Annotated in this window: 13 protein-coding genes; 4 read left to right on the forward strand and 9 right to left on the reverse strand. The window is 62.4% G+C overall.

The features are described from left to right. The first annotated feature begins 7 nt into the window (after positions 1–7). Together fabV and J9885_RS05800 are read left to right on the forward strand one after the other, a co-directional pair. Positions 8–1,201, forward strand: coding sequence for an enoyl-ACP reductase FabV (gene fabV, locus J9885_RS05795; RefSeq protein ID WP_043761402.1), 1,194 nt, complete (start codon positions 8–10; stop codon positions 1,199–1,201). 163 nt (positions 1,202–1,364) lie between these two features. Beyond that, a complete protein-coding gene (locus J9885_RS05800; RefSeq protein ID WP_210548406.1) occupies positions 1,365–2,840 on the forward strand; it encodes a YfcC family protein in 1,476 nt (491 codons plus the stop codon). A gap of 61 nt (positions 2,841–2,901) precedes the next feature. Here the strand turns inward: J9885_RS05800 and J9885_RS05805 are convergent, their stop codons facing one another. After that, positions 2,902–4,116, reverse strand: coding sequence for a pyridoxal phosphate-dependent aminotransferase (locus J9885_RS05805; protein WP_201873008.1), 1,215 nt, complete (start codon positions 4,114–4,116; stop codon positions 2,902–2,904). Positions 4,117–4,461: 345 nt separating this feature from the next. Here J9885_RS05805 and J9885_RS05810 point away from each other — a divergent pair, with 345 nt between their 5' ends. Further along, complete coding sequence (locus J9885_RS05810) at positions 4,462–4,671, forward strand: DUF1653 domain-containing protein (protein ID WP_202040974.1); 210 nt, start codon at positions 4,462–4,464, stop codon at positions 4,669–4,671. 57 nt (positions 4,672–4,728) lie between these two features. On the opposite strand, the gene J9885_RS05815 is transcribed toward J9885_RS05810, so the two are convergent. The 5 genes from J9885_RS05815 to J9885_RS05835 form a co-directional block, all read right to left on the reverse strand. Then, entirely contained in the window at positions 4,729–4,986 is a 258-nt protein-coding gene (locus J9885_RS05815) for a GrxA family glutaredoxin (protein WP_043761394.1), read from the reverse strand. A gap of 177 nt (positions 4,987–5,163) precedes the next feature. Further along, positions 5,164–6,597, reverse strand: coding sequence for a D-alanyl-D-alanine carboxypeptidase/D-alanyl-D-alanine-endopeptidase (gene dacB, locus J9885_RS05820; protein WP_202040972.1), 1,434 nt, complete (start codon positions 6,595–6,597; stop codon positions 5,164–5,166). 88 nt (positions 6,598–6,685) lie between these two features. Then, positions 6,686–8,446, reverse strand: a complete 1,761-nt coding sequence (locus J9885_RS05825) for a DEAD/DEAH box helicase (RefSeq protein ID WP_210548407.1) — start codon at positions 8,444–8,446, stop codon at positions 6,686–6,688. A gap of 115 nt (positions 8,447–8,561) precedes the next feature. Continuing rightward, positions 8,562–9,599, reverse strand: a complete 1,038-nt coding sequence (locus tag J9885_RS05830) for an HlyD family secretion protein (protein ID WP_043761388.1) — start codon at positions 9,597–9,599, stop codon at positions 8,562–8,564. Between the two features lie 10 nt (positions 9,600–9,609). Then, the gene (locus J9885_RS05835; RefSeq protein ID WP_043761386.1) at positions 9,610–9,942 is read right to left on the reverse strand and encodes a DUF3302 domain-containing protein; all 333 of its coding nucleotides are present in this window, start codon (positions 9,940–9,942) and stop codon (positions 9,610–9,612) included. A gap of 245 nt (positions 9,943–10,187) precedes the next feature. On the opposite strand from J9885_RS05835, the gene J9885_RS05840 reads away from it, so the two are divergent. Next, complete coding sequence (locus J9885_RS05840; RefSeq protein WP_210548408.1) at positions 10,188–11,813, forward strand: mechanosensitive ion channel domain-containing protein; 1,626 nt, start codon at positions 10,188–10,190, stop codon at positions 11,811–11,813. Between the two features lie 62 nt (positions 11,814–11,875). On the opposite strand, the gene J9885_RS05845 is transcribed toward J9885_RS05840, so the two are convergent. The 3 genes from J9885_RS05845 to J9885_RS05855 all read right to left on the reverse strand — a co-directional run bounded on the left by J9885_RS05845 (position 11,876) and on the right by J9885_RS05855 (position 15,830). Then, positions 11,876–13,297, reverse strand: a complete 1,422-nt coding sequence (locus J9885_RS05845; protein ID WP_134696018.1) for a carbon starvation protein A — start codon at positions 13,295–13,297, stop codon at positions 11,876–11,878. A 140-nt stretch (positions 13,298–13,437) separates the two neighbouring features. Next, positions 13,438–14,142: a two-component system response regulator BtsR gene (btsR, locus tag J9885_RS05850; protein WP_210548409.1), complete on the reverse strand. Its 705-nt coding sequence runs from the start codon at positions 14,140–14,142 to the stop codon at positions 13,438–13,440. Beyond that, the gene (locus tag J9885_RS05855; RefSeq protein ID WP_210548410.1) at positions 14,139–15,830 is read right to left on the reverse strand and encodes a sensor histidine kinase; all 1,692 of its coding nucleotides are present in this window, start codon (positions 15,828–15,830) and stop codon (positions 14,139–14,141) included. The genes btsR and J9885_RS05855 overlap by 4 nt, the downstream gene beginning before the upstream one ends. Positions 15,831–16,005: the final 175 nt, after the last annotated feature.

Consider the following 16,005-nt stretch of genomic DNA (forward strand, 5'->3'; position numbering starts at 1 on the left):
ACCCCATATGATCATCAAACCCAAGGTTCGCGGTTTTATCTGCACCACCACTCATCCGGTCGGTTGTGAAGCCAATGTTCGTCGCCAGATAGCTTATACAAAGGCCAAGGGCGCCATCGAGAATGGCCCCAAGAAGGTGCTGGTGATCGGCGCTTCCACCGGTTATGGCCTGGCCTCCCGCATTGCCGCCGCCTTCGGTAGCGGTGCCGCCACCATCGGCGTCTTCTTCGAAAAAGCGGGCAGCGAGACCAAGACGGCCACCGCCGGCTGGTACAACTCCGCTGCCTTCGACAAGGCCGCCAAAGAGGCGGGTCTCTACGCCAAGAGCGTCAATGGCGATGCCTTCTCCCACGAGTGCCGCGCCAAGGTGATCGAGCTTATCAAGCAGGATCTGGGGCAGATCGACCTGGTGGTCTACTCCCTGGCCTCCCCGGTGCGCAAGCTGCCGGATACCGGCGAAGTGGTGCGCTCCGCCCTGAAACCCATCGGCGAGGTCTACACCTCCACCGCCATCGATACCAACAAGGATCAGATCATCACCGCCACCGTCGAGCCGGCGAACGAGGAAGAGATCCAGAGCACCATCACCGTCATGGGCGGTCAGGACTGGGAGCTGTGGATGGCGGCCCTGCGCGATGCGGGCGTGCTGGCTGACGGCGCCAAGTCCGTGGCCTACTCCTACATCGGTACCGATCTGACCTGGCCCATCTACTGGCATGGCACCCTGGGCCGCGCCAAGGAAGATCTGGACCGCGCCGCCACCGCCATCCGTGGCGATCTGGCTGCCAAGGGCGGTACCGCCCATGTGGCCGTGCTGAAATCCGTGGTGACCCAGGCTTCCAGCGCCATTCCGGTGATGCCGCTCTACATCTCCATGGCCTTCAAGATCATGAAGGAGAAGGGCATTCACGAGGGCTGCATGGAGCAGGTGGATCGCATGATGCGCACCCGTCTGTACGGCGCGGATCTGGCGCTGGACGAGCAGGCCCGCATCCGCATGGATGACTGGGAACTGCGTGATGACGTGCAGCAGACCTGCCGCGATCTGTGGCCCTCCATCACCACCGAGAACCTTTCCGAACTGACCGACTACACCGGCTACAAGCAGGAGTTCCTGCGCCTGTTCGGTTTCGGTCTGGATGAGGTGGACTACGATGCGGACGTGAACCCGGACGTGCAGTTCGACGTGGTCGAGCTGTAAGCCGGTTGTCAGTGCAGACAGGGCCCCGCGGGGCCCTGTTTTTTTTGGCAAGCATTTCTCTGATGACAGAATTTTATTATCCGCGATCACCTTATTTCCATATCAAACCCGCTAGGCTTGCGCTGTCTGGATCACATGACGGCACTGCCGAGGTACGGAAGCTATGACCACTCCACACGACGCGCCCAAGAAGCGCCAACTCCCCACGGTTTACACCCTGCTCTTTCTCATCATCGCCCTGGTGGCGGCCCTCACCTGGGTGCTGCCGGCGGGCAAATACAACTATGTGACGGCCAAGACCCAGCAGCCGGTGGTGGCAGCGGCCGTGGCGGATTACAGCGGCGGCGAGCGCCTGCTGCCGGTGCCCGGCAGCTACACCGAGCTTCCCTCCCGGCCGCAGGGGGTGTTCGAGGTGCTCAAGGCCCCCATTCAGGGGTTCCACAAGGCGGCGGATGTGGCGCTCTTCGTGCTCATCATCGGCGGTTTTCTGGCGGTGACCATGCAGAGCGGGGCGCTCGATGCCGGGGTGGGGGCAATCGTGCGCACCTTCGCCGGGCGCGAGCGACTGCTCATCCCCGTGCTGATCGCCCTGTTTGCCCTCGGCGGCTCCACCTTCGGCATGGCGGAAGAGACGGTGGCCTTCTGGGCGCTCATCGTGCCTGTCATGATGGCGGCAGGCTTCGATCGCATGGTGGCGGCGGGCATCATCCTGCTCGGCTCCGGGGTCGGGGTGCTCGCCTCCACCGTCAACCCGTTCGCCACCGGCATCGCCTCCGGCTTTGCCGGCATCCCCATCGGCGAGGGGATTGGTCTCAGGGTCGTGCAGTGGCTGCTGCTTGTCATTTTCGCCTCCTGGTACGTGATGCGCTACGCCAAGCAGGTGCAGCAGGACAAGTCCCGTTCCGTGCTGGCGGACATCGTCTATGACGACGAGTTCTCCCAGATGAAGAGCAGCAACCACGCCTTCAGCGGCAGGCAGAAGCTCACCATGCTGGTCTTCTTCGGTACCTTCCTGCTGATGATCTATGCGGTGGTGCCCTGGTCGGATCTGGGTATCGACCTGCTGCCCACCCTGGGCTGGTGGTTCGACGAGCTCTCCACCCTCTTCTTCAGCGCCTCCATCCTTATCGCGCTCATCAACCGGATGCCCGAGTCCAACTATGTGGCGACCTTCCTGAACGGAGCGCGGGATCTTATCGGGGTGGCCCTGGTGGTGGCGGTGGCGCGTGGCATCTATGTGGTGATGGAGCACGGCGTCATCATCGACACCATCTTGCACTGGGCCGAGGGGCTGGTGAGCGGGCTGTCGTCATCGGTCTTCATCCTGATGGCCTATCTGGTGCACATCATCCTCAGCTTCTTCATCCCCTCCACCTCGGGGCTCGCGACCGTCTCCATGCCGCTGATGGGGCCGCTGGCGGACTTCTCCGGCATCTCCCGGGATCTGGTGATCACCGCCTACCAGTCCGCCTCCGGCTGGATCAACCTGTTTGCCCCCACCGCCGCCCACCTGGTTGCCGGGCTGGCGCTCGCCAGGATCCCCTACGACCGCTTCGTGCGCTGGGTCTTGCCCTTCATCATCGGGGTAGGGCTCATCACCATGGGGGTGCTGGTGGCCGGGGCCCTGCTGCACGGCTGATAGGACGTCATACGACAGGCAACAAAAAGGCTCCCGAAGGAGCCTTTTTCATGTTCAGAGCTTACTGCTTGTAGCCCTTGAGGAAGCGAGCGAGGCGGCCGATGGCCTCTTCGAGCTCCTCTTCCCGGGGCAGGAAGACCAGGCGGAAGTGATCCGGCGCCGGCCAGTTGAAGCCGGTGCCCTGCACCAGCAAGAGCTTCTCCTGCTGCAGCAGGTCGAACACCATCTTCTGGTCGTCGCGAATGTCGTACACCTTGGGGTCCAGGCGCGGGAACATGTAGAGCGCCCCCTTGGGCTTGACGCAGGAGACCCCCGGAATGTCGTTGAGCAGCTCCCACGCCTTGTCCCGCTGGCGACGCAGGCGGCCGCCCGGCAGGATCAGCTCGTTGATGCTCTGGTAGCCGCCCAGCGCAGTCTGGATGGCGTGCTGCATGGGCACGTTGGCACACAGGCGCATGGAGGCCAGCATCTCCAGCCCCTCGATGTAGCCCTTGGCACGGCCCTTTGGTCCGGTGATGACCATCCAGCCCTGGCGGAAGCCGCAGGCGCGGTAGGCCTTGGAGAGGCCGTTGAAGGTCACTACCATCACATCGTCACACAGGGTGCAGACGCTGGTGTGGGAGATGTCGTCGTAAAGGATCTTGTCGTAAATCTCGTCGGCGAAGATGATGAGGTTGTGCTGGCGGGCGATCTCGATCACCTCCAGCAAAAACTCGCTGCCGTAGACGGCGCCAGTCGGGTTGTTGGGGTTGATCAGCACCAGGCCGCGGGTGCGCGGGGTGATGCGGGCCCGGATGTCGTCGAGATCCGGGTACCAGTCGGCCCCTTCGTCGCAGCGGTAGTGCACCGCATGGCCACCGGAGAGGGTGACGGCCGCGGTCCAGAGCGGGTAGTCGGGGGAGGGGACCAGCATCTCGTCGCCGTTGTTGAGCAGCGCCTGCATCGCCATCACGATGAGCTCGCTCGCGCCGTTGCCGATGTAGATGTCGTCGATGTCGACCTTGCGCATCCCTTTTTGCTGGTAATACTGCATCACCGCCTTGCGGGCCGAGAAGAGCCCCTTGGAGTCGCAGTAGCCCTGGCTCTGGGGCATGTTGAGGATCACATCCTTGATGATCTCCTCCGGTGCTTCGAAGCCAAACGGTGCCGGATTGCCGATGTTGAGCTTGATGATGCGGTGCCCTTCGTCCTCGAGACGGCGGGCTTCTTTATGCACCGGGCCGCGGATGTCATAGCAGACATCGTCGAGCTTGTGCGACTTGTCGATGGTGAACATGTGAGCGTGATTCCTTCCCCGTGGGGCGCGTTGGCAGAAAAGCTGTTTTTAGTATCAAATTTCTCTGCCCCTATTCTTCACAGAATTGAATGCTAGAACAATCTAATTTATGGAATAAATCCCTGATATTTACCCCTAAAACAGGGTTGCCAACTTGTTAAATTCAGCAGGATCGTTTGCCCGTTTCCAAGAGACCAGTGAAAGATGAGGGGAGGGCGCACAAAGCCACGGGAGTGTATTGAAATATCCCGCCCATCTGGCACGATTGGCTGGGGTAAAAATCCGCTTTCACCCCGCCTGTCCGGCAGGTCGGGCTCCTTTCTCTTCCACCATCGAGGCTCTGTCATGCATGCACCCGCCACCGGTCGTTATCGTCATTTCAAGGGGGGTTACTACCAGGTGCTCGCCCTGGCCCAGCACACCGAGACCGGGGAGCAGCTGGTCGTCTACCAATCGGAGCAGGACGGCCAGGTCTATGCCCGCCCCGTGGCCATGTTCATGGAGTGGATTGAGCACCAGGGGGAGGTGGTGAGCCGTTTCACGCCGGTGGGGTAAGGCAGGCGTGCGGCATGAAAAAAGGCGCCCTGGGCGCCTTTTGCAATGGGGTTGGTCTTACAGACCCAGATTGGCTCGGGCATAGGCCTCGAAGTCGGTGCAGCCGCCGATGTGCTGCTCGTCCAGGAAGATCTGCGGCACCGTGGTTACGGGCTTGCCGGCTTTGGCAGCCAGATCGTCCTTGGTCAGCCCGGCGACGTTGATATCCACGTAGCGGAACTCGAAGTCATCGCGCTCCTCGGTCAGCTGCTCGGCAATCTGCTGGGCACGCACGCAATAGGGGCAACCCGGACGACCAAAAATCTCTACAAACATCTTTTCTCTCCGTTATACAAGCCGTTACACAAGCCGTTCACGCAGGCCATTAAGGCGAGGCTGGGCACAGCATAGCCTCGGCGCCGGGCCAGTCAAAGCTGAAAATTGCGATGCCCCTGTTCACCCTGTTCGATGGCACCCGGATCACCGGGCTCGTGGCAAGGCTACCCAGACTCTTTACTGCGCGGCGATCTGGATGGGCTGCTGCTGGTAGATGCTCTCCAGCACGCCCTTCTCGAAGACGGTCCAGGGCCAGGGCGCCTTGCTGGCGCGGTAGCGATCGTGGGTCGCCGGATCCTGGGACAGGCCGCGCTGGAACATCACGAACGCCTTGCGCTGGCCGCCGGCGGTGTCGATGAAGCCGGCGAGGTTCGAGGTGCCCGTGATGGTCCCCGTCTTGGCGTGCACCTTGTTCTTCATCATGGGGGCGGTGACGCTGCGGCGCCATGCCAGGGTACCGTCCACCTGGGAGCTCGGCAGCAGCTTGATGAAATCGAGCTCGGCGTCGTTCTTCTGGATGAAGGTCAGCACCGACAGCATCTGGCGGGCGCTGATGAGGTTGTGGGCGGAGAGGCCGGAGCCGTCGGCCAGGGTGGCGTTGCCAAGGTCAATGCCGTGCTTGGTCAGGATGGCGCGCACCGCCATGGTGCCACTGCGATAGCTCCCCGGCTTGTTGTAGTAATGGCGACCCACGGTTTTGAGGAAGGTGTCGGCGTAGAGGTTGTCGGACTTCTTCAACATCTTGGCGAGCATCACCGGCAGGGAGACGGAGTAGTGGGTGGCCAGGGTCTGGGCACCCACCGGGGCCTTGTGGGTGACGCGCAGCAGGCCGTCGTGGCGGATCCCGGCACGGTTCATGGCCCAGCGGATGTTGTCCCAACCCCAGGCTTCCACGTCGTGGATGGCGAAGCGCAGCCCTTGTGGCTCCTTGTTCGGGGTGATGCAGCCCTTGAGCTCGTAGAAGTTGCCCTTGGCCATGTCTACTTCCAGGGCGCAGAACTGGCGCGCCATGTCGCCATAGCTCATCACCTCGACGTTGTCGGCACCGATGCCGATGGGGACGCCGGTGGCGACATTGCCCACTGCGGGCTTGCCGATCTGGGTGGCGGTAACGGTGCCGTAGGCGCAGTTCTTGTCGATGATGACGGAGGAGACCGGGGCGGCGAAGCAGAGGGTCTGATCCCCCCAGGACCAGCCGTTGCCGCGCTCATAGCCGTTGTAGGCACCGGTGTTGACGTAGACGTTGCCCTTGATCTGGCTGACGCCGAGCTGCTTGAACAGGGCGACCAGATCCATCCGCGACAGGGTGGGGTCGCCGACGAAGTTGATCCAGATGTCACCGTTGATGGCATCCCCCTGCTTGGCGCCGGGCTGGGCCTGGAGGTCGGTGGCGAAGCGGAAGTCGGCGCCAAGCTCCAGGCGGGCGGCGAGCGCGGTCAGCACCTTCATGGTGGAGGCGGGCGCTATCATGTCATCCGCATTGCGGGAAAACTCGATGCCGTTGTTGCCCTGCACGATGACGGCATACTGGCCCCCCTTGGGCGGGGTCAGCGGGGTGGCCTGGGCCACCAGGGAAAAGAGAGCACAAAAACCAATCAACAGCCGCTGCATAGGATCCTCTAACTGAACGAAAGGGCGGCAATGCAATACCGCCCTGCTAATCAAACCGGGTGACTGCCTGATGTGGCCGGACGTGTGGTCAGGCCGGGGCGTTGGCAGTCCGGTAACGCCCCTCGTAATCGAATATTTTTTCCTTCACCTGCCAGAAACGGCCCGACTTGCGGGCGATGACGAAATCCGGGTGACGGAACTGGCCGCTGGCGGCCAGCACGCTCGCCAGGGTGGCAAATTCGGGCTCCAGCCCCGGGGCGGGCCAATGATGACGCACAAAGACCTGTTGAAACAAGCGCCGTGCGCCCGGCGAGTGGAAACCGAAGTACTCCGTCAGGGTGAGTCCGTCCTCGTCGTGATAGGTCACCTCCAGCCGCTCCCCCTGCTTGCCGCGCCCAGCCGCCAGGGTGAGACCGGCGCAGCGGATGACCATGCAGTCCTTGAGATTGAGCGCCTCCTTGAGCTTGTCGTCAGGATCCACCAGGAGGTGATCGCAGGATTGACAGCGGCGGGCTGCGATGTCGTTTTCGGCACCGCAGGCGGGACATATTTTGGCGCGAAAGCGATAGTCGCACTCCTCGCGATGGCCCTCGTCATCCTCGAACAGCCCCTGGCAGCGGCGGCCGTAGTGTTCAATCACCTTGCCGTCTTCGTCCGTCTTGCCCCAGAAGGTGTTGGCAAAGCCGCAGGCGGGGCAGGGCACCTGGACCGGCTCGGTGCCGGCGTGGGGTCTGGGTTCCCCCACCTCGGGGGCAAACAGGTTGAAGTTGTTGCCGGCGTAGTCCAGTACCAGGCAATCGGTCTTGCCAGGCGACAGGCGCAGGCCGCGCCCGACGATCTGCTGGTAGAGCGACACCGACTCTGTGGGTCTGAGCATCACGATAAGATCGACATGGGGGGCATCAAAGCCGGTGGTGAGCACCGCCACGTTGACCAGGAATTTGAGCTCGCGGGCCTTGAAGGCGCTGATGAGGGCGTCGCGCTCCGGACCCGGGGTTTCACCGGTGATCAGCGCCGCTTTTTCTCCTTGCGCGCCGAGCAGACCGTGAATTTCCCGGGCGTGCTCGACGGTGGCGGCGAAGATCATCACCCCCAGGCGTTCGGCGGCGTACTCCAGTACCTGATTGATGATGTGGGGGGTGACCCGCTCCTGGCGCCTGAGTTCGCCGTTGAGGTCCGCCTCGCTGAACAGGCCGTTCTCGCGCGGCACCAGCCGGCTGAAGTCGTAGTGGACGACGGGGGCATCGACGAGACGGGGCGGGGTCAGGTAGCCGTTTTTCACCATGAAGCGCAGGGGCAACTCGAACACGCAGTCGCCGAACAGCCGCTCCCCGTGGCTCTTCACCATGCCGTGGTAGTGACGCCGGTAAATCCAGCCCAGCCCCAGCCGGTAGGGAGTGGCGGTGAGGCCCAATATCTTGAGGGCCGGATTGGCGGCCTTGAGATGGTCGATCACCTGATGGTACTGGCTGTCATCATCGAGCGACACCCGATGGCACTCGTCGATGATAAGCAGGGAAAAGGCCCCGTCGAAGGCATCCAGATTGCGGGCTACCGACTGCACCGAGCCAAACACCACCTGGGCGCTGGCCTCCTTGCGGGACAGTCCGGCGGCGAAGATGTCGGCCTTGAGCCCCCAGGCCTCGTACTTGGCGTGGTTCTGCTCCACCAGCTCCTTGACGTGGGCCAGCACCAGCACCCGGCCGCGGGCTTTTCGCGCCAGCTCGGCGATCACCAGACTCTTGCCGGCCCCGGTGGGCAGCACGATGACGGCGGGATCCGGATGTTTGCGAAAGTGGCTGATGACGGCGTTGACGGCGTCGGTTTGATAGGGTCTTAGAACGAACATGGGGAGACTGGCTGCTGCAAGATGGCGCCATTATAGGGATTCGGTTTTTAAATGTCTGGCTTAAAAACAGAGGGCCGGCAAGCGCGGCCCTCGAAACAGGAGGTGGTAACGAAGCTTAGTGGAAGGGGAACAGGTAGTTGAGCCAGCTGCCCATGCGCATCAGGATCTTTCGCATGATGGCCACGTGATGGAAATGCTCGGTGTAGATGGCGGCCTGGCCGCTGGAGCCCGCGATCACCTGATACTTGGCCCACTCGGGGTCGGTGATCTCCAGGATGATCGGCAAACGGCCGGGCACCTGGGCCGTAGTCTGATCGATCAGGCCCGCCTGAGCCTGGACGTTGCCCGCTGCCATGGCGGGGATCACTTTCTTCACCCTGGCCTTGAAGATCCGGCCGGGGATGCCGTCCAGTACCACCTCGGCCTCATCCCCATCCTTGAGCCGCTGCATGCTGTTCTGCCAGAACCAGCCGACGTAGGAGTTGGCGTCTTCGTGGATGAAGGTCATTACGGGGCGGAACATGAAGGGGGCGGCAATCATGCCCGGGCGCAGCGCCAGCTGCACCACATGGCCATCGCTCGGAGCGTAGACCACGGTCTGCTCCAGATCGTACTTGGCGATGTTGAGCTGGGCTTTCAGGTCATCCAGCGTGGCCTTCTGCTGGTCGATCTGGGCGACGATGTCGTCCACGTTGGCCTGGGTCACGTCCAGATCACGCTGCTTGCCGATACCCCGTCGCATCAGTTCCTGGGCGCGATCCCGGTCCAGGCTGGCAGAGCGCAGCCGGGCATCGAGGGACTTGAGGTAGTCCTGGTTGGAGGAAAGCCTCGCCGTCAGGCTGGCGACCTTCTCCTGGAAGGGCTCGGCATCGATGCGAAACAGTACGTCCCCCTGTTTGACCAGCTGGTTGGGGGTGACCGGCACCTCGGTGACGCGTCCCTTCACCAGGGGTACGACGGGGGTGGAGACGTAGTAGTTGCGGGCCAGCTCCGAGTAGGGGTGGTTGTAGTTCATCAGCATGATGAGGGTGCCGATGAGGACGATCCCCCCCAGCACGGCCGTCGGGACGCTCCACTTGTTGAGCGGGATCTTGAAGATCTTGAAAACGCCTATGCAGAGGGCTGCATAGGTGAGGATCAGTAGCAGGTCCATGGGGAGTTACCTATTTATCGGTCTGTTCGAGCGTGTTCATGCGGGCCTGCAGTACGGCCAGTTCTTTCTTGAGTGCGGTGATCTCGTCTTCGTCGTTTTGCAGCCGCTGGTTGAACCCCCAGCCGCGATCGGGGCGGTAGACCGTGGCCCAGATCCAGAGGAAGGGCCAGAGCACATGCAGGGTGAACAGGCTGACCCAGCCTGCCACGTGAATGGCATCCTGGTGGGGGTGATTGCGGTGCTTGGCTATTTCATACGGAATATCGTGAATGACGATAACGCCATAGAAGATGACCAAGACGACAAACACCAATATTCCCAGGGCAATGTAGTCAAGTACCATCGGTTTCTCCCATCTCAAATCGCGAGGCCATATCCGGACACTCGCCTTCACAGTATCCAGCTCATGATGACAGTATATTGCCGTAGCGCAAGGACCCAAGCTTGGTGTTGAACTTGTGGTACAGGCCTGGTTAATCGCTTGACTATTTATCACACACCAGACATTTACTTCTATAAAATCAAACAGGAACGGGACTATATGGTCTCGCAGGGAAAATTGGGGGCAGGATGGAGAGGGGATGCAAAATGGGCCGCTGGTTGGCGCTGTTGCTGTTGTTCAATGTGTTGTCGGTGAGTCAGTCATGGGCCGCCGAGCCCAGGATGGAGCCGACCGAACAGGAGAAGGCCAGAACCCTGGTATTGCTCCACGAGCCCATCGTCATGTTGCAGGCGAAATTTGGCCGTCTGGACGGGGCGGCCCGGGTCCGTCTGGTCAAGGAGCGGCTCATGCAGATGAAGGCCTCCGATCTGGAGGAGCCGGTGACCCTGGTGAGCGCCAGGCGCTTTGGCCAGGATACGCGCGAGTTTCTGGTCAACGGCAAGCGGATCCTGGTGCTGGTGGAAGGGGATCTGGAAACCCTCGACGAACTGAGCCTGGATCAGGCGAGCGAGCTGGTGCGGGCACGGCTGGACAAGGTGCGCCTCAAGTACCTTGAACTGCATTCGACCCCCTATCTGCTCAAGGCCGGTGGCATGGCGCTGCTGGCCAGCCTGCTCTTCTTCGGTCTGACCTGGCTGCTGCAGCGGGGCCACAGACGGGTCAGACGCTGGCTCGCCAACCGTCTCCTGCAGCAGAAGGGGCTTATTCCACACCAGTGGCGCCAGGTGGCGGGAAACGTGGAGGCCCGATTGATAGGCCTCGTCACCCTGCTGGTGATCTTCATGCTCACCTATGGCTGGTTGACCTATGTGCTCGCCCTCTTCCCCCAGACCCGGGCCTGGAGCGAGCGCCTGGGGGACTCCCTGTTCGAACTGTGCGGCGACATGCTGGAGGGGATGATAGCGGCCATGCCGGGGCTGGTGACCGTGCTGCTCATCGTGCTTATCACCCGTTTCTTCATCCGGATGCTGGCCATCCTGTTCGATCGCATCGAACACGGCCAACTGCGGGTGCAGGGACTGCACGCGGAGACCATAGGAGCGACCCGGCGCCTGCTCTCCGTGGGGATCTGGCTGTTTGCCCTGACCGTGGCCTACCCCTACCTGCCCGGCGCCGACTCCGACGCCTTCAAGGGGATCAGCGTCTTCTTCGGTCTGATGGTGACCCTGGGGTCGGCGGGCATCATGAACCACGCCATGAGCGGCCTGGTGCTCATCTATTCCCGTGCGCTGCGACCCGGCGATCTGGTGCAGATCGGCGAGGTCGAGGGGATGGTGAGCGAGCTCAACGCCCTCTCCACCAAGCTGGTGACGCGCCAGGATCACGAGGTCACGCTGCCCAATGCGGTGGTGGTGGGGGGCAAGGTGGTCAACCTGACGCGGCTGGCTGGCGAGAAGGGGGTCGCACTCCTGACCAAGGTGACCATAGGTTACGATGCCCCCTGGCGCCAGGTACACGCCATGCTGGAGCTGGCCGCGCGGCGCTGCACCATGCTCAATCAGGCGGAGGCGCCCCTGGTGAGGCAGCTGAACCTGCAGGACTGGTATGTGGAGTACGAGCTGCAGGTGCGCATGAAGGCGGACCTGCTGCCCGCCGTGGTCCGGACGGAGCTGCATGGCCACATCCAGGATGTCTTCAACGAGTTCGGAGTGCAGATCATGTCCCCCAACTTCATTGCCCAGCCGGAGCAGGCGGTGCTGGTGGCAAGGGAGCACTGGTATCAGGCCCCCGCCGAGGCCCCCGACGCCCCGGTGACACCCGCCGGGAAGTGACCCCAAAAGAAAGAGGCCCGGCAGCAATGCCGGGCCTCTTGTCATGGAGAAAGGGTCAATCCTCAACTCTCCTTGGCTTCCCTCAGTTGCGAGGGTCTGAATTTCACCAGGAAGGCCAGGGTGATGAGGGCGGTGCCCACCAGGCCGATGATGGTGGAGACACCCATCTCCAGACCAAAGCCGATGGGGGCGTTGGCCAGGTAGGTGATCACCACGGCCGTCATGAAGATGGCGGGAATGGTGCACACCCAGTGCAGCTTGCCTTCCTTGATGAGGTAGGCGGCGGCGGCCCACAGCATGATGACGGCGGTGGTCTGGTTGGCCCAGCCGAAGTAGCGCCAGATCACCCCGAACTCGGCCTTGGAGATGATGAAACCAAGGATGAACATGGGGATGGCGATCAGCAGGCGCTTGGCCATGGGTTTCTGGGTCAGGTTCAGGAAGTCCGCCACGATGAGGCGGGCACTGCGAAACGCCGTGTCACCGGAGGTGATGGGCAGGATCACCACGCCCAGGATGGCCAGGATGCCGCCAACGGTGCCGAGCAGGCTGGTGGAGACCTCGTGTACCACGGCAGAGGGACCGCCGCTTGCCAGGGTGGCGTTGAGCGCTTCTGTGCTGTCGTAGAAGGAGAGACCCAGGGTGCACCAGATGAGGGCGATGATGCCTTCACCTATCATGGCGCCGTAGAAGATGAAGCGGCCGGAGCTTTCGTTCTGCATGCAGCGCGCCATCAGCGGGGACTGGGTAGCGTGGAAGCCGGAGACCGCGCCACAGGCGATGGTGATGAACAAGAGCGGCCAGAGCGGCAGGTCGGTCGGGTGCAGGTTGGAGAAGTCCATCCCGGTGTTGTAGAAGCCTTTGCCGGAGACGATGAGGCCGATGATGAGGCCGACCGACATGAAGACCAGCAGGGCGCCGAAAATGGGGTAGAAGCGGCCGATGATCTTGTCGATGGGGACTATGGTCGCGAGGATGTAGTAGGCGAAGATGGCCGCAATCCAGTAGACCAGATCGGTGGAGGTGAGGTTGGCGAGCAGGCCAGCCGGGCTCAGCACGAAGACCACGCCCACCAGCATCAAGAGCACCACGGCGAACAGGTTCATGAAGTGCTTGGCGGCGGTACCCAGGTGCTCACCGACCACGGTCGGCACCGAGGCGCCCTTGGCGCGCACCGACAGCATACCGGAGAAGTAGTCATGCACCGCACCGGCGAAGATGCAGCCGAACACGATCCAGAGCATGGCGACCGGGCCATAGAGGGCACCCAGGATGGGGCCGAAGATGGGGCCGACGCCGGCGATGTTGAGCAGTTGAACCAGATAGACTTTCTTGTCCGACATGGGGACATAGTCCACCCCGTCCGCCATGGTGATGGCGGGGGTCTTCAGCTCGGGTTTCGGGCCAAATATCCGTTCGATGAATTTGCCGTATAGGAAGTAGCCGGCTATCAGCAAGCCGACACAGAGGAAGAACCAGATCATTGTTACGCTCCTGCCTTGTTATTTTTTGGTGTGCGCGGCCAGTGTAGGTGGGTCTTTCTGTTAACGGCAGGTAAACGGGCTGAGCGGCGACATGGCGACCCGAGCGGTCGCCCGTTGTGATCTCGCGCACATCCCGGGGCTTATTCCAGCCCCAGCTCCTCCTTGAGCTCCTTGAGGTAGCGGCGGCTGACCGGCACCCGGGCCCCGCTCGGGGTGACTATCTCCGCCAGCTGGTTCTCCAGCAGCTGGATCTCGAAGATGGCGGCCGGCGCCACCAGATACTGGCGGTGGCAGCGCAGCAGCGGCGTCTTCTCCTCCAGGGACTTGAGGGTGAGCTGGGTGTGAAACAGCTCGCCCTGGCAGGCCACATGGACGCCGCCAAGATCCGAGAAAGCGTACTCCACCTGCGAGGTGGGCAGCAGCCGCACCCGGTTGTGCAGGTATCCGGGAATATGGCGGATGGTCGGGGCCAGGTTCCCGACCGGTTGCGGCGTGAGGTCCTGCCTGAGTCGCCCAAGCGTCTTGGCGAGGCGCGCCGGCTCCACCGGTTTTAGCAGGTAGTCGAAGGCGTTTTCCTCGAAGGCCTGGATGGCGTAATCGTCGAAGGCGGTAACAAAGACGATGCGGGGCAGGGGGTCCAGCATGGCGACCAGCTCCATGCCGCTCAGCTTGGGCATCTGGATGTCGAGAAACACCACGTCGGGTTTGAGTCGCTGGATCATGGGCAGCGCCTCGATAGCGTTGGCGGCCATGCCCAGGATCTCGATGTCGGGATCGCCGCCGAGCAGCTCGGCCAGCTCCTCGCGGGCATAGGGTTCATCATCGACGATCAGGGTGCGGATCATCTCGTCTCCTTGGAAGGGATAGGGGGCTGTCTGGGGAGGGTGAGGCAGACCCGGGTCCACTGCTCTGGCTCCCACTGCACATCGAGGCCAAAGCGCTCGCCGAAGGCGCTCTTGAGGCGCTTGTCCACCAGGCTCATGCCGAGGCCATCGCTCCGGGAGGCCGGATCCCAGGCGCCGGCGTTGTCCTCGACACAGAGGGTGACCCGGTCCGGCCCCTCCTCGGCAAAGAGGCGGATCCGCCCCTGGCCCAGCAGGGAACAGATGCCGTGCTTGATGGCATTCTCGATGAGGGGTTGCAGGGTGAAGCTCGGCAGTTGCAGGTCGGCCAGGTGGGGCGGGATCTCGTTGATGACGGCCAGCCGCTCGCCAAAGCGGGCCTGCTCAATCTCCAGGTAGGAGAGGCAGTGCTCCTGCTCCTCCCGCAGGGTGGCCATACCGTGCTGGCGCTTGAGATTGTTGCGAAAGAAGCGGGAGAGATGCAGCAACAGCTCTCGCGCCCTGCCCGGGTCGCGGCGGGTGATGGCGCTGATGGTATTGAGGGTGTTGAACAGGAAGTGGGGGTTGATCTGCGCCTGCACCAGCTTGAGCTCGGACTGCACCAGCAGGCGCTGCTGCTGCTCAAGCCGTCCGCTCAGCAGTTGCTGGGAGAGCAGGTTGGCGATCCCTTCTCCCAGGGTGTGGTTGATCTTGAGAAACAGCCGCTTCTTGGGTTCATACAGCTTGATGGTGCCGATCACCCCCTGATCCCCCTGCAGGGGGATCACCAGCACCGAGCCCAGCTCGCACTGGGGGGAGAGGCTGCAGCGATAGGGCTGGCTGTTGCCGTCGGCAAAGAGCACCTTGTTCTGGGCGATGGCCTGCAGGGTGATGGCGGAGGTGATGGGGGTACCCGGCTTGTGGTGATCCTCCCCGGTGCCGATGAAGGCGAGGATCTTGTCGGTATCCGTGATGGCGACCGCACCGACCCCGGTCTCCTCCTGCACTATCTGGGCGATGCGGGTGCTGGCCTCGGGGGTGAACCCCTGGCTCATGATGCCGACGGTACGGTTGGCGATGGTGAGGGCCTTGGCGGAGAAGACTCGGGAGAACTTCTCGTACATCCGCTGCTGGTCGCGGATCATGCTGATGAAGAGGGCCGCCCCGCAGGAGTTGGCCAGGATCATGGGGGTGGCGATGGTGCGCACCAGGAGCAGGGACTTGTCGAACGGGGTGGCGACCAGCAGGATGATCACCATCTGCATGATCTCGGCCACGAAGGTCGTGAAGAAGGCGACTCTGGGCTCGAAGAGGTCATTCACCTTGCCCGCCCGCATCAGCCGCCAGTGCACCAGACCCCCCAGGAGCCCCTCGCAGGTGGTGGAGATGGCGCAGGCCAGATCCGTAAAGCCTCCCAGTGTGTAGCGGTGCAGGCCACCGGTCAGGCCGACCAGAAAGCCGACCAGGGGGCCGCCCAGCAAACCGCCAAGCACGGCACCGACGGCACGGGTGTTGGCGATGGCCTCGTCGATGTCGAGGCCCACGTAGGTGCCGAGGATGCAGAAGCTGGAGAAGATGACGTATATCAGCACCTTGTGGGGCAGTCTGACGGAGTAGTTGGCCAGGGGGCGCAGCAGGGGGCTCTTGGAAAAGAGGTAGGCGATGACCAGGCTGACGCTCATCTGCTGGAGCAGGGAGAGGACTAACTGCATAAAAAACCTTCCTCAACAATCATGCTTGGTCTGTGCGCCGCCCTGGCACACTGTGAGCCAGATCTCGTCTTGACACGGGCCGGCGCCGGGTGGCGGGGGCAGTTTGCCAGAATTGAAAAATAAAACCATATAAAATCAGTATGTTAAATTGATATTTGTATAACCTGCCTGCGCT

Origin of the sequence: Aeromonas sp. SrichE-2G (genome assembly GCF_017939565.1) — a bacterium.
GTDB classification, from domain to species: domain Bacteria; phylum Pseudomonadota; class Gammaproteobacteria; order Enterobacterales; family Aeromonadaceae; genus Aeromonas; species Aeromonas taiwanensis.

What these genes read in the sequence shown, in the direction of transcription:
- fabV (WP_043761402.1), top strand. Translation starts at nt 8, where the DNA reads ATGATCATCAAACCCAAGGTTCGCGGTTTTATCTGCACCACCACTCAT.
- J9885_RS05800 (WP_210548406.1), top strand. Translation starts at nt 1,365, where the DNA reads ATGACCACTCCACACGACGCGCCCAAGAAGCGCCAACTCCCCACGGTT.
- J9885_RS05805 (WP_201873008.1), bottom strand. Translation starts at nt 4,116, where the DNA reads ATGTTCACCATCGACAAGTCGCACAAGCTCGACGATGTCTGCTATGAC.
- J9885_RS05810 (WP_202040974.1), top strand. Translation starts at nt 4,462, where the DNA reads ATGCATGCACCCGCCACCGGTCGTTATCGTCATTTCAAGGGGGGTTAC.
- J9885_RS05815 (WP_043761394.1), bottom strand. Translation starts at nt 4,986, where the DNA reads ATGTTTGTAGAGATTTTTGGTCGTCCGGGTTGCCCCTATTGCGTGCGT.
- dacB (WP_202040972.1), bottom strand. Translation starts at nt 6,597, where the DNA reads ATGCAGCGGCTGTTGATTGGTTTTTGTGCTCTCTTTTCCCTGGTGGCC.
- J9885_RS05825 (WP_210548407.1), bottom strand. Translation starts at nt 8,446, where the DNA reads ATGTTCGTTCTAAGACCCTATCAAACCGACGCCGTCAACGCCGTCATC.
- J9885_RS05830 (WP_043761388.1), bottom strand. Translation starts at nt 9,599, where the DNA reads ATGGACCTGCTACTGATCCTCACCTATGCAGCCCTCTGCATAGGCGTT.
- J9885_RS05835 (WP_043761386.1), bottom strand. Translation starts at nt 9,942, where the DNA reads ATGGTACTTGACTACATTGCCCTGGGAATATTGGTGTTTGTCGTCTTG.
- J9885_RS05840 (WP_210548408.1), top strand. Translation starts at nt 10,188, where the DNA reads ATGGGCCGCTGGTTGGCGCTGTTGCTGTTGTTCAATGTGTTGTCGGTG.
- J9885_RS05845 (WP_134696018.1), bottom strand. Translation starts at nt 13,297, where the DNA reads ATGATCTGGTTCTTCCTCTGTGTCGGCTTGCTGATAGCCGGCTACTTC.
- btsR (WP_210548409.1), bottom strand. Translation starts at nt 14,142, where the DNA reads ATGATCCGCACCCTGATCGTCGATGATGAACCCTATGCCCGCGAGGAG.
- J9885_RS05855 (WP_210548410.1), bottom strand. Translation starts at nt 15,830, where the DNA reads ATGCAGTTAGTCCTCTCCCTGCTCCAGCAGATGAGCGTCAGCCTGGTC.